The organism is Clostridiales bacterium FE2011 (assembly GCA_017569305.1).
Lineage (GTDB): Bacteria > Bacillota > Clostridia > Christensenellales > Aristaeellaceae > Aristaeella.
This window is the reverse complement of sequence record CP069418.1, coordinates 169,454-181,598: the sequence shown is the minus strand read 5'-3', so window position 1 is coordinate 181,598 and position 12,145 is coordinate 169,454. Positions and strand designations below refer to the sequence as shown.

Genomic DNA, 12,145 nt, shown 5'->3' with positions numbered 1-12,145 from the left:
CATGAGTTATCAGAGAATTGACAGAATATCGGAAGAGGTTCGTCGGGAAGTTGACGCCATCATCCGGGAGGAACTGCATGATCCGAGAATCTGCGGTACCTTTTCGGTGACAAGGGCTGAAGTGACCGGTGACCTGCGGTACGCGAAGATTTATATCAGTGTGCTGGAGGATGAACTGCGGGACGAACTGATCGACGCTCTGAAGAACGCTAAAGGATATATCCGCCGTTCGCTTGGAAAGCGGATGATCATCCGCTATACTCCTGAACTGATTTTTGTCAGTGACAGGAATATTGCCTACGGTGTGCATATTGCCAAAGTTCTTTCAGAAGCGATCGGCACGGAGGGCAAATCCGGTGACGATGAGCAGGAATCCTGAAGCAATTGCCCGGCTGATCCGGGACGCACAGCGTATTGCCATCTGCAGCCACATTAACCCGGACGGAGACACACTTGGATGCGCTACGGCTATGCGGCTTGCACTGCGGAAAATAGGCAAGGAGCCTGTTCTGTTCTGTGACGGCAAGGTGCCGGATCAACTGTCCTTCCTGCCGGGAATCGATGAAATGCGTATACCGGACGGTAACGAGGAGCCTTTCGATCTGATGCTGTCTGTGGATGTGAGCGATATCAGAAGGCTTGGCTGCTGTGATCAGCTGATTCAGATCAGCAGACATACAGCCCAGATTGATCATCATCCGACCAATCCGCTCTTTATGGAAGAGAACAGCGTGGACGGAGAAGCCCCGGCGGCCTGTATCCTGATCAGGGAACAGATTGCGGCCCTGGGAATCGAAATTGACAGGGATATGGCGATCTGCCTGTATACGGGGATCAGCACAGACACGGGTAATTTCGCATTCGCGTCCACAAACGCCGAGTGCTTCGAAATCATGAGCGAGCTGATGGGTAAAGACCTGCCCCTGGCGAAACTGAACCGGATTCTGTTCCGGGAGCGGGCGAAGCCGCAGGTGCTGCTGATGGGCAGGGCACTGAACAGCCTGCAGTACTATGAGAACGGGCAGATCGCCGTCATGAAACTGACCTGGCGTGACTTTGAAGAATGCGAAGCATTGAGTGAGCATGCCGACACACTTGTGAACTTTGGTCTGGATACGGTCGGAACCAGAATGGCTATGCTGGCCAGAGAGGCCCAGGACGGTTCAATCAAGTTCTCACTCCGCGCAAAAGAGCCGGACTGTGTCAGTGACATAGCGCAAAGCTTCGGAGGAGGCGGCCATCCGCAGGCCTCCGGTATTACATTATACGGAAAACTGGATGAAACAGCCGGAAACGTGCTGGATGCCATGATCCGTAAACTGAATGGATAGAAAATGAACGGTTTTTATAATATCCTGAAACCAACCGGAATGAGCAGCGCGGCCGTTGTGGCCGTGCTGCGCCGGCTTACCGGCATCAGACGTATAGGACATGCCGGGACACTGGATCCGGAAGCCGCAGGCGTGCTGCCCGTGATGACCGGGAAAGCCGCGCGGCTTTTTGATTATCTGGCCGATAAGGAAAAGGAATATGTGGCAGTATGCGCCTTCGGATCCAGAACGGACACACAGGACGCCACCGGTACTGTCATAGAGGAAGGAACCAATTATCCGGACAGGGAGACCTTCCTGAGGGCAGCCAGTGAACTGACCGGAGAGATCACCCAGACTCCCAGTATGTACAGTGCGATTAAAGTCGGAGGACAGCCGCTGTATCTGCGGGCCAGAAAAGGCGAGACGGTGGAAGTGCCGTCCCGGAAAGTCAGGATTGACCGGATTGAACTGCTGCGGGAGACGGAAGACCACGGATTTGAGATTCGGGTTAACTGCGGCAGGGGGACCTATATCCGCACGCTATGCGAGGACCTTGGAAACAAATGCGGATGCCCTGCCCATATGCGCAGCCTTCTCCGGACAAGAAGCGGCGCGTTTACCATCGATAACGCAATCACGCTGGAAGAAGCCAAAGCCCTGGCGGAAGCCGGGCAGCTTGAATCCAGACTGCTGCCGCCCGACTACGCACTGGGACACCTGCCGAAAACAGATATACCGGTACGGTTCGGGAAAGCCGTGATAAACGGCGCCAAGCTGCCACTGTTCCACGATGCGGAAGTGCTTCAGGAGGGTGAGGCTGTCAGGGTTTACCTGAAGAATCAATTCTGGGGAATTGCCGTACGGCGTGGAGAAGAACTGGTCTGGAAGGCGCAGATTGCGCCTGAGGATACTGAGGAGATGAACTGAAATGCAAGTGCTCCAAAGACCGCACAAGGCGGGGGAGAGGGTTGTGGCCCTGGGAATGTTTGACGGTGTCCACAGAGGCCACAGAACCCTGCTTCTCAACGCAAAGCGGCTTGCGGATGAGATGGGTATACCGCTGCGAGTCTGCACCTTTAACCGGCACCCGCTGGAAATCATCCGGCCGGAGAATCCGCCGGAAATGATTTCCACGATTCCGGAAAGGGCGTCGCTCCTGTATGGAATCGGTGTGGATGAAATGGAACTGATTCCCTTTGATCAGTCCACAGCGGATATGGAACCTGAAGTTTTCCTGGACAGAATGAGAAGCTTCCTGGATGTCAGGGCTGTGGTTGCCGGCTGGAACTACTCCTTTGGACGGAAGGGACGCGGAACGGCGGAACTACTGAAGGCTGACGGAGAGAAACACGGATACAAAGTGATCATTGAACCGCCGGCCATGCTGGAAGACGGGACAGTGATTTCAAGCACCCTGATCAGGCAGAACCTGAAGGAGGGTAAAACAGAGCGGGCGGCTGAACTGCTCGGATATCAGTACAGCCTGACAGGGACAGTCGCAGAGGGCAAGCACCAGGGCCACGGACTAGGCTTCCCCACGGCGAATATAGAGCCGTGGAAACGCAAGGTACTGCCGAAATACGGCGTTTATACAGGCCTGCTGGAGACAGAGAATGATACGCTGCCCGCCGTGGTGAACATCGGTATGCAGCCGACGATGCCCTCAGGAAAAGTTACCGTAGAGGCCCATGCTCTGACAGAAAGTCCGGAACTGTACGGACAGAAGGTCAGGCTCACCCTGCTGAAGATGCTCCGTGAGGAAAGAAAGTTTGATTCCCCGCAGGATCTGACAGCGCAGATTGAACGGGACCGGAATGAAGCTATGCAATTGTTTAACATGGCATAGATGGTCGGATTCCGGACTGTCCGCGGCATTGCGACAGCCGGAAGCGGGATGTATAATTACGCTGTCTGAATCAGGTTTATGTCTGGAGGAATAATCATGCCAGCCACGAAGTTTGACAAAGAATCCATCAAGAATACCATAGTCGGAAAGGTACAGCGGTATAACGGCCTGACAATTGAAGAGGCCTCACCGCATCAGATTTACCGTGCTGTGGCTTCCACTGTGCGCGATCAGATTATGCAGAAGATGATCGCCAGCCGCGAGGTATGGAAAAAGCAGAAAGGCAAAAGCCTGTATTATCTGAGCGTTGAGTTCCTGATGGGCCGCAGCATGTACTGCAATATGCTGAACCTGCTTTCCACGAAGGAATATACGGAAGCCCTGCAGGAACTTGGCATTGATATCAAGGACGTACTGAAGGAAGAGCCTGAACCCGGCCTCGGAAACGGCGGACTCGGACGTCTGGCCGCCTGCTTCCTGGACAGCCTGAGCTGTCTGGACCTTCCGGCCATGGGCTGTACCATACGCTATGAATACGGCCTGTTCCGCCAGAAAATCGTGGACGGACAGCAGGTGGAAATGCCGGACAGCTGGCTGGACAACGGCAACGTCTGGGAAACGGCCATGATGGAAGACACCTGCGAGGTGCATTTCGGCGGCCATGTGGATGAAATAGAGATCAACGGCAGGCAGAAGTTTGTGACCCGCGATTATTATACCGTGGAAGCTGTCCCTTACGATATGCCTGTTGTCGGATATGACGCGACCATTGTGAATCCGCTGCGGATGTGGTCCGCACGGAGCCCGAAAAAGCTGGACCTGAACAGTTTCGGTGAAGGCCGCTATGTACAGGCATCCGAAGAAATCCAGCTGGCGGAAGCCATCAGCAAGGTGCTTTATCCCGAAGACAAGCACTATGAAGGCAAAATGCTGCGCCTGAAACAGCATTACTTCTTTACCAGCGCCTCCCTGCAGTATATCCTGAAGGACTACAAGCGGCGCTTCGGGAATGATATGAGCAAACTGCCGGAGAAGGTAGTGATCCATATCAACGACACCCACCCCGGTATGGCGATTCCTGAACTGATGCGCCTCCTGATTGATGAAGAAGGCCTGGGATGGGATGAAGCTTCCAGTATTGTACAGAAGACCATCGCCTATACCAACCATACGATCCTGGCAGAAGCACTCGAAAAATGGCCTGTGAGCATGGTACAGCAGCTGCTGCCGCGGTGCTACCAGATCATCTGCGAGATGAACCGCAGGCTTTGCGAACGTCTGTGGAACTGCTTCCCCGGAGACTGGGACCGGATTGCCCGGATGGCCATCATCAGCTATGACAACGTCCATATGGCCAATATGTGCGTTGCCATGAGCTATTCTGTCAACGGCGTAAGCAAGCTGCACGGTGAAATCCTGAAGGAAGAAACCTTCCATGATTTCAACCTGGTTATGCCGGAAAAATTCTCCGCGATTACAAACGGTATTACACACCGCCGCTGGCTGATGAGCTGCAATCCTGAACTGACGGACCTGATCTGTGACTCTATCGGCACTGACTGGATCAAGAATCCGGAAGGGTTAAGCGCGCTTCGTCCTTTTGCGGATGACGCCGCTTTCCGGGACAAGTTTGCAAAGATCAAGCAGCACAATAAGGAACGCCTCGCCGTTATGCTGAAGGAACGGCAGGGAGCGGTGGTGGATCCTTCCTTTATCTTTGACGTACAGGCAAAGAGACTTCACGAGTATAAGCGGCAGATGCTGAACGCGCTGCATATCCTTGTGCTGTATAACCGGATCGTGAATGATGAAAGCTTCACCATGGAGCCGAGAGTATTCATCTTCGGAGCAAAAGCCAGCCCCGGTTATTACCGCGCGAAACAGATTATCCGTATGATCTGCGCGCTGAGCGAGCTCATTGCCAAGCATCCGCGGGCCAGGAAGATGCTTCAAGTTGTGTTCCTGGAGAATTATGACGTCAGCAGCGCTGAGGTGCTGATTCCGGCGGCAGAGGTTTCCGAACAGCTGTCCACAGCCAGCAAGGAAGCCAGCGGCACCGGCAACATGAAGTTTATGATGAACGGCGCGGTCACCATCGGTACGATGGACGGAGCGAACGTTGAAATCAGCGAACAGGTCGGCCTCGACAATATCTACATTTTCGGCATGCGGTCCGATACGGTGCGGGATATGTATCGTGAGAACAGCTACAATCCCATGAATATTTTCGAAACCAACCAGGAAATCCGTCAGGCAATGACCCAGATGATCGACGGTACCCTGATGCCGGATAATCCCGCAGCCCTGCAGGATCTGTATCACAGCCTGCTGCTGGGCAGCTGGGGTTCCATGGGTGACAGCTATTTTGTCCTGAAGGATTTCGGTTCCTACAGCATGGCGCAGAGAAGACTGAACAACGACTACGCTGACCGGAACAAGTGGCTGAAAATGGCTGTTACCAACACGGCTATGTCGGGCATATTCTCCTCTGACCGGACAATCCGTGAGTATAATGAAAACATCTGGCACCTTCAGCCCCTGAACAAGGCTAAGACACCGGCAGCTGAGCCAAAGGAAAAAGCAAAACCTGTCAGGATCAAAGCAAAGAAATAAAAAGAAGGCACGATCCCAATGAGGATCGTGCCGTTTCTTTATACGGCTTATTACTTTTTGAACAGGTTTTTGATCTTGCTGAGGATGCCACCGGCCTGTTTGGCAGCGTCGCCGGTAATATCGCCGAGCTGGCCCGTTACGCCTTTCACAACCTCGTCCAGCTGTGAAGGATCCAGATCAATACCGAGCAGATCCTTGATCGCACCGAGAGGATTGGAAGTGAACTTCGCAATCAGGTCTTTGTTTCCGGTAAGCTTTGCAACAAGATCACCAATCAGTTTCTGAATATCCATGACATAACCTCCTGTTCATTTTTCCGGATGATGCCATCCGTCTCTGTTACTGATATTATAGCCCTTTGAAAGTTGTATGACAAGATGAGGACAAAGAAAAAAAGAAGAAGGACTTGAAGAGGAAGCCCTGTTTGCGTTAAAATTATTGCAACCGAAAAAGAAAATAAACAGGAGGTTTCTGATTATGCCTGCAGCAAAAAAGACCACGACCACCGCAAAGAAAACGACGACTGCCGTAAAGAAGACAACAACTGCCGCCGCGAAGAAGGCTGCGACAACTGCGGCAAAGAAAACAACCACTGCTGTAAAGAAGACAGCAGCAACCGCGGCAAAGAAGACTACCACAGCGGCAAAGAAGACCACCACCGCGGCCGCAAAGAAGACCGCAGCCACCGCGAAGAAGACAACTGCCGCGGCAAAGAAGACCACCACCGCGGCCAAGAAGCCTGCTGCCGCAAAGAAGACGACTACCGCGGCAAAGAAGACGACTACCGCGGCAAAGAAGACCACCACGGCCAAGAAGCCTGCCGCAACGGCAAAGAAAACAACTGCCGCAAAGAAACCCGCAGTACCGGCTTCCGCCAATACTTCCATGAAAGTGACAGCGGCTGAAAAGAAACTGATCGAAGCTTATCGCGGAGCTTCCGGTGACCTGAAAAAAGTATCCCTGAAGGTGCTGAAAGGGGAGTACGGTGACGCGGCAATCAAACTGCTGGATACCGTCGGGGGAGGCATTGAAGCCGGAGCTGACGGAATCGGCGGCGCACTGGGTAACCTGCTTGGCGGACTGCTGGGCGGTAAGTAAATCACAGGGACATGAAAAAAGGACGTCTGGTCAGACGTCCTTTTTATTTTGCTGTTGATTATTTGCCGGCCACGATGGTCACATCATCGGTGACGGTAAGCTGCAGGGAAGCTTTACCGACGTTTTCCGGTTCGCCGCCGTTGATACTGTATCCGCCATTGGCGAGGTCGGAATTGTCAGCAATCACCCTGATTGAAGCGCCGTAGGGAACTTCGCCTTCCGTGACAGAACGAAGGCCTTTGCTGAGATATGTGAAGGTACAGCCCTTGCAGGAAACTGTACAAATCCTGCTTTCATCCACTTCGGCTTCAGCTGCACCGGCACGGTCTAATTTTATATCCAGGGAGATGCTCTCGGTTACGTTCGTGACTTTGAATTCATTGACAGACTGCGCAGGCTCAAAACGGATTCCGTTGACAGTCCAGCTTTTGATGGGTTCCTCAGAGCGGACGATGAAAGAACCGGCGTTGGTGAACTCAAGAGAGGAAACAGGGGTTTCATCAGCGATTTTTCCCTTGTTGTCCAGTCTGATCAGCACTTTTGAGGAAGAAGTCACGGTGATGGTTCTGTTGGCCGCGACTTCATCGCTGTCGGCACCCTCACCCTGATCACCGCCTTCACCCTGATCGGTGCCATCCGGCTGTTCTCCGGCTGCCGGAGAGGCAGATTCGCCGGATGAAGTATCGGCGGGGGCAGGTTCGGGATTGGTTTCAGCGGGTGCGGATGCGGGTTCTTCAGGTTTTGCTTCACCGCTGTCAGCGGGAGCGGCAGCGGAATCGGAGCCGGGGATTTCCATGCCGTAGACATACAGGGTAACCGCATCAGAATCGACCTTATATCCGTTCCCGTTCACATGGCAGTAAACGGACCAGCCGTGCATGGATTCAGGAACATGGGACAGGGAGATTTTCTTGGAATTCGGGTTGGTGACTTTAACACCCTTAACGTTGGATGACAGCTTTTTGCCGGATATTTTATCACCGGTTTCAGGATTGACAAAATACCAGGTGTAGGAGCTTACAGTGCCCTTCACAGAGATAGAAAAAGAGACTGCCCCTTTTTTGGAGGTGGTGGCAGTTTCGGGCTGCTTTGTAATCTCCGGTTTGCTGGCGGCAAAAGCATCAGCGGCAAGTGTCAAAACGAGACAGAGCGTCAGAACAATTCCGAGCAGCTTCTTCATGATGTACGCCTCCTGTGCGAAACACAAAATGTTTCATATATATTACCATAGAATTACAAAAATTACAATATATGTCAGACAATGGGGGAAATCAGCTTTTGTCCCGAAGGTTCAGCAGTTTCAGGACCACTGTTTCAACAGCTCCGTCCTGGGACATCCGTCCGGACTTCAGGGCGTATTCCGTGTCAAAACATATGCGGACAGCGCTTTTAACCTGGCCGCCGGTATAACCGGAGGCCTGTCGAACATACTGGTCAACAGCAAAAGGCGGAACCCCGAGAGCGGAACGGATAAAATCACTGCCCCTTTTCTCATACTGCATGATTTTAATGTGCTGCAGCAGACGATACTGGCGCAGAAGCATTGAAAGGATGGCCATGCGGTCCGTCCCGGAAAGCAGCTGGTTGCGCAGCAGCGTAAAGGCGCGGCTCTTCTGACCTGTAACAACGGCATCGATCATCTGGAATACGGTACATTCAGTGGAAGGGGTGGCAAGAGCCGTTACATCCTCTGGCAGAATCGCAGTGCGGTCTGTGGAACAGGAAGCCAGTTTCTGGATTTCGTTACGCAGCAGTCCTGCGTCTGAGCCAACCGTAAAAATGAGGTATTCAGCTGTACGGTCATCACATTCTTTTCCTGCTTCCTGAAAAGAACTGACAACAAAACGGGTCAGCTCCGTACCGCGTAGCGGAGAAAAAGTAACGATCCCGGAGAGCTTTTTGACAGCATTATAAAGTTTCTTCCTTCCGTCAGGTTTTCCGGTACAGTAGAAGAGAAGGAAAGAAGTTTCAGGGACTGAGGGAAGGTAAGCAATGAGCCTTTCATCCGCCTCGGAACGTCCCATAAGAGCCGGTAAATCACGGACAATGATCAGCCGTTTGTCAGCCATAAAGGGCTGGGTTTCCACATCTGCGATGAGCTGATCCACAGAAGGATCTTCCAGAATGGTTTCATTCAATGTTTCCATGCCTTCGGGCAGAACGGCATGGCGCAGTTCAGCCAGGGCTTCCTGCTTGAGATGTTCCTCTTCGCCTTCAAAGAGGAGAACCTGGGGCAGGGAATGCTGTGACAGGGCACGGGAAAAGTCTTTTCGATCCATAAGAACCTCCGGTGTGATCAGGGTGTCAGGTATGGAATAACAGTAAATTTACCTTCTTCGAAGCGTACTGTAAGCGCTCCGTATTCCGGTGTTCCATATACCGGAATATCACCTGAACGGGCACGGAAATCAGCAACACGGCCGGATTGCCGGCAGCTGAGGAGTATGGCCTTTGGGGAAACCGCACTGATAAAATCAGGTGAGCTGGAAGAAGGAGAACCGTGATGGGCTGCTTTCAGAAGATCCGAGGGAGCCGCACAGTACTGCTCGTAGGCTCCCGGAAGGTCGGCCGCCAGCAGAACGGTGCTTTCCTTCAACGTCAGCCGTGTGACAAGGGAATACTTGTTTGCATCCTGGCCGGAACGCACCTTTCCGTGTTCCGGCCATAATACTGTGAGTATGCCGGATGGAAGGGGGAGTACGTCACCGCGGGAAAGTGACCGGATTTCAGTGCCGCTTTGCTGCAACTGATCCAGCAGGGCGATGAACTCCGGATGAATATCCTGCGCTTCGGCACCTTCTGGCAGGAGAATGGTGTTCACCGGGATCTCATCCTCGATCAGCGAACGCAGTCCGCCGGCGTGATCCGTATGCAGATGGGTCAGGATCACTGCATCCGGTGTGAGACGGCGGGCCCGGAGAAAGCTGCTGAGCGTGCCGTCATCCTCTCCCGTATCCATGACATAAACCTTGTCCTGGTCCCAGATGACCGCGGCGTCCGCGTTCCCTGCACTGAGCTGAATATATTCCGTACCGTTATGATGTGCGGGAAAAAGCGACACGACAACCAGCACAGCACCAAGGACCAGCATACCGGTACGCATTCCTGCATGGAAACGGATAAAGCAGCAAAAACCGAGGAAAAGAAGGACGACGCCGAAAACGGTAAGGAGATTCGGTACGTGGATCCACAGCGTCAGGCCGGGCAATGCTCCCAGCTGCCTGATACCGGAAAGCAGGAAGCCCGTGACAGACGAAAGGGGGACAGACAGAAGCGCTGACAGGAAGGGAACAGGGAGACACAGCAGCGCAAGCCAGAAAAACAGGATCAGCATTCCTGAAATGAGCATGGCCGGAAGGTTGACCAGGAAGACAAGCAGGGGAAGACGCTGGAAGAAGGACAGTTCAGGGAGCAGTAAACCAAGCTGGATCCCGAACGTCAGGACAAGGGATTCAAATACATACTGCAGGATCCTGCTGCGGAACCGCTTGCGGCGCCGGATGAAAGGCATCACCCATACGAGGCCGAACACCGCGCAGAATGTCAGCTGGAATGAGGCTGAAGTCACCTGAACAGGAGAAAACAGTACCATGATGAACAAAACGGCACTGAGCAGATGCGGGCCGGAACGCGGCCGGTTCAGGATACGGCCTTCAAGTCCGAGCAGCATCAGAAGGGAAGCACGGATGACAGGCTGGCTCATTCCGCACAGGGAGGAATAGAAAAACAGCAGAACGGCATATAGAAGCAGGCGAACACTTTGCCGCAGCCTCAGCAAATGAAACAGCAGGTTCAGGATGCCGATCAGGACGCCCACATGAAAGCCGCTGACGGACAGGATATGGGCAATACCAAGCCTGGAAAATGCCTGGCGGTCATCGGAAGGAATCAGGGAACGCATTCCCAGCAGCATGGCAGAGGCATAGGCTCCGGTTTCCCCTCCGAGCGCGGCTATGAGCGAAGCGGACAGCCGGTGTCGCAGGGACGCAATGAAGCCTGCAAAGGAAAAACAGACCGGATCCTGTACTGTCAGGCTGTCTTTGCCATACACTCCTACAGTAATGCCGCGCTGCAGGAGGGCTTCCCGAAAATCATAGCCGTCCGGATTGTCAGCTCCCCGCGGATGATACAGGGATGCTGTAAAGGAGACCGCTTTCCCCGGAAGGAGGGAGGAATGATCTTCATCGGAATAAAAGGTCCAGTAGGCGCCTCCGGACAAGGGACGTCCGTCCAGCGTGACGTCAGACAAAGCAATCCGGTACTGACCAAAGGATCCGTTTGCTACCTCATCAGAAATTACGCCCTGAATATCGTATTCTCCTTCAGGCGGAAGATACGGATGGAAGGCAAGGGAACCCGCGAAAAGCCCAAACATAACAGAAAAGACAATGCACGCGGAAAAACGCAGCCACCCCTTCAGGAAGAACACGGATGAAAGGGTAAGAATACAGGCAAAAAGCGGCAGGAGTATACCAGCCGCATTTCTGCCAAGAAAAACACCCGCAACCAGGGCCAGTGCTGCGGGCGGGAGCAGCCAGCTCCGCTGGCGGTTCGTCACAGATCAATGATGGCACCGGCTTCGGCAAGCCGCGTACGGGAATATACGGCACGGGCTTCCTGCAGCAGTGTTCTGCGGGGCCAGAACGGATTCAGATGAGTGATGATCAGGCTGCCTGCTTTTGTATCCGCAGCCAGGCGCGCAGCCAGTTCCGCGGACAGATGGGGTTTGTCCTCGGACCAGGCGGAAGCAGGGAAAAGGCCGTCTGCCAGGAGAAGGTCACACCCGCGGTAGTCTTCAGCCAAGGAAGGCAGGGTATTGGTGTCACCGGTATAGCCGAAGGTTTTCCCACCGAAGGAGAAACAGTATCCCACGGCAGGAACCGGATGACGGGCAGCGGTGACACGGATGGAAGTGCCGTTCAGTTCGAAGGCCTGCCCTGCCGATACTTCCGTAAAGGAAAAGCAGGGTGTGGAAACAACGAGATTATATACCGGAGAAGAAGGATCCGCAGGACCGTAAACGGGCAGTGCTTTCTGACAGGCAGCCAGGCGATACATCAGCACAGGAATATCGGCTGTGTGATCATAATGCCAATGACTGACAAACAGCGCAGACAGGGATTCCGGCGCCGTCAGAGAGGTAAGGATACCCAGGACGCCGCTGCCCAGATCCAGCTGGAACAGGTTGTCTCCGGCTTCCAGAAGATAACCGGAGGTGGCACCGCGGCTTTCCGGGAAAGGTCCGTTTATCCCTAGCAGATGCAGTCTCATCACG

11 protein-coding genes are annotated in these 12,145 nt (G+C 53.6%); 6 read left to right on the top strand and 5 right to left on the bottom strand.

The genetic code is table 11. The features are described 5' to 3' along the window. The first annotated feature begins 1 nt into the window (after window position 1). The 5 genes from rbfA to JRC49_00850 all read left to right on the top strand — a co-directional run bounded on the left by rbfA (window position 2) and on the right by JRC49_00850 (window position 5,772). Entirely contained in the window at window positions 2-379 is a 378-nt protein-coding gene (gene rbfA / locus JRC49_00870) for a 30S ribosome-binding factor RbfA (GenBank protein ID QTE71415.1), read from the top strand. Next, window positions 357-1,331 carry a bifunctional oligoribonuclease/PAP phosphatase NrnA gene (locus JRC49_00865; GenBank protein ID QTE71414.1) on the top strand — a complete coding sequence of 325 codons (975 nt, stop codon included), beginning with the start codon at window positions 357-359 and terminating at the stop codon, window positions 1,329-1,331. Before rbfA ends, JRC49_00865 begins: the two co-directional genes overlap by 23 nt. A gap of 3 nt (window positions 1,332-1,334) precedes the next feature. Further along, window positions 1,335-2,240, top strand: a complete 906-nt coding sequence (truB, locus tag JRC49_00860; GenBank protein ID QTE71413.1) for a tRNA pseudouridine(55) synthase TruB — start codon at window positions 1,335-1,337, stop codon at window positions 2,238-2,240. Window position 2,241: 1 nt separating this feature from the next. Further along, the gene (locus tag JRC49_00855; protein ID QTE71412.1) at window positions 2,242-3,159 is read left to right on the top strand and encodes a bifunctional riboflavin kinase/FAD synthetase; all 918 of its coding nucleotides are present in this window, start codon (window positions 2,242-2,244) and stop codon (window positions 3,157-3,159) included. Window positions 3,160-3,255: 96 nt separating this feature from the next. Next, window positions 3,256-5,772 (top strand): glycogen/starch/alpha-glucan phosphorylase, encoded by a 2,517-nt coding sequence (locus JRC49_00850; GenBank protein ID QTE71411.1) that lies wholly within the window; start codon window positions 3,256-3,258, stop codon window positions 5,770-5,772. A 50-nt stretch (window positions 5,773-5,822) separates the two neighbouring features. Here the strand turns inward: JRC49_00850 and JRC49_00845 are convergent, their stop codons facing one another. After that, window positions 5,823-6,065 (bottom strand): hypothetical protein, encoded by a 243-nt coding sequence (locus JRC49_00845; protein ID QTE71410.1) that lies wholly within the window; start codon window positions 6,063-6,065, stop codon window positions 5,823-5,825. A gap of 184 nt (window positions 6,066-6,249) precedes the next feature. On the opposite strand from JRC49_00845, the gene JRC49_00840 reads away from it, so the two are divergent. Further along, entirely contained in the window at window positions 6,250-6,870 is a 621-nt protein-coding gene (locus JRC49_00840) for a hypothetical protein (GenBank protein ID QTE71409.1), read from the top strand. Between the two features lie 58 nt (window positions 6,871-6,928). On the opposite strand, the gene JRC49_00835 is transcribed toward JRC49_00840, so the two are convergent. From JRC49_00835 to JRC49_00820, 4 genes are all read right to left on the bottom strand, one after another. Beyond that, on the bottom strand, window positions 6,929-8,050 hold the full coding sequence (locus tag JRC49_00835; protein ID QTE71408.1) for a hypothetical protein: 1,122 nt from the start codon (window positions 8,048-8,050) through the stop codon (window positions 6,929-6,931). A gap of 91 nt (window positions 8,051-8,141) precedes the next feature. Further along, window positions 8,142-9,149 (bottom strand): DNA polymerase III subunit delta, encoded by a 1,008-nt coding sequence (holA, locus tag JRC49_00830; GenBank protein QTE71407.1) that lies wholly within the window; start codon window positions 9,147-9,149, stop codon window positions 8,142-8,144. A gap of 17 nt (window positions 9,150-9,166) precedes the next feature. Beyond that, window positions 9,167-11,428 carry a ComEC/Rec2 family competence protein gene (locus JRC49_00825; protein ID QTE71406.1) on the bottom strand — a complete coding sequence of 754 codons (2,262 nt, stop codon included), beginning with the start codon at window positions 11,426-11,428 and terminating at the stop codon, window positions 9,167-9,169. Beyond that, window positions 11,425-12,141, bottom strand: a complete 717-nt coding sequence (locus JRC49_00820) for an MBL fold metallo-hydrolase (GenBank protein QTE71405.1) — start codon at window positions 12,139-12,141, stop codon at window positions 11,425-11,427. The genes JRC49_00825 and JRC49_00820 overlap by 4 nt, the downstream gene beginning before the upstream one ends. Window positions 12,142-12,145 lie beyond the last annotated feature (4 nt).

What these genes read in the sequence shown, in the direction of transcription:
- truB (QTE71413.1), top strand. Translation starts at nt 1,335, where the DNA reads ATGAACGGTTTTTATAATATCCTGAAACCAACCGGAATGAGCAGCGCG.
- JRC49_00835 (QTE71408.1), bottom strand. Translation starts at nt 8,050, where the DNA reads ATGAAGAAGCTGCTCGGAATTGTTCTGACGCTCTGTCTCGTTTTGACA.
- JRC49_00855 (QTE71412.1), top strand. Translation starts at nt 2,242, where the DNA reads ATGCAAGTGCTCCAAAGACCGCACAAGGCGGGGGAGAGGGTTGTGGCC.
- rbfA (QTE71415.1), top strand. Translation starts at nt 2, where the DNA reads ATGAGTTATCAGAGAATTGACAGAATATCGGAAGAGGTTCGTCGGGAA.
- JRC49_00850 (QTE71411.1), top strand. Translation starts at nt 3,256, where the DNA reads ATGCCAGCCACGAAGTTTGACAAAGAATCCATCAAGAATACCATAGTC.
- JRC49_00840 (QTE71409.1), top strand. Translation starts at nt 6,250, where the DNA reads ATGCCTGCAGCAAAAAAGACCACGACCACCGCAAAGAAAACGACGACT.
- JRC49_00845 (QTE71410.1), bottom strand. Translation starts at nt 6,065, where the DNA reads ATGGATATTCAGAAACTGATTGGTGATCTTGTTGCAAAGCTTACCGGA.
- holA (QTE71407.1), bottom strand. Translation starts at nt 9,149, where the DNA reads ATGGATCGAAAAGACTTTTCCCGTGCCCTGTCACAGCATTCCCTGCCC.
- JRC49_00820 (QTE71405.1), bottom strand. Translation starts at nt 12,141, where the DNA reads ATGAGACTGCATCTGCTAGGGATAAACGGACCTTTCCCGGAAAGCCGC.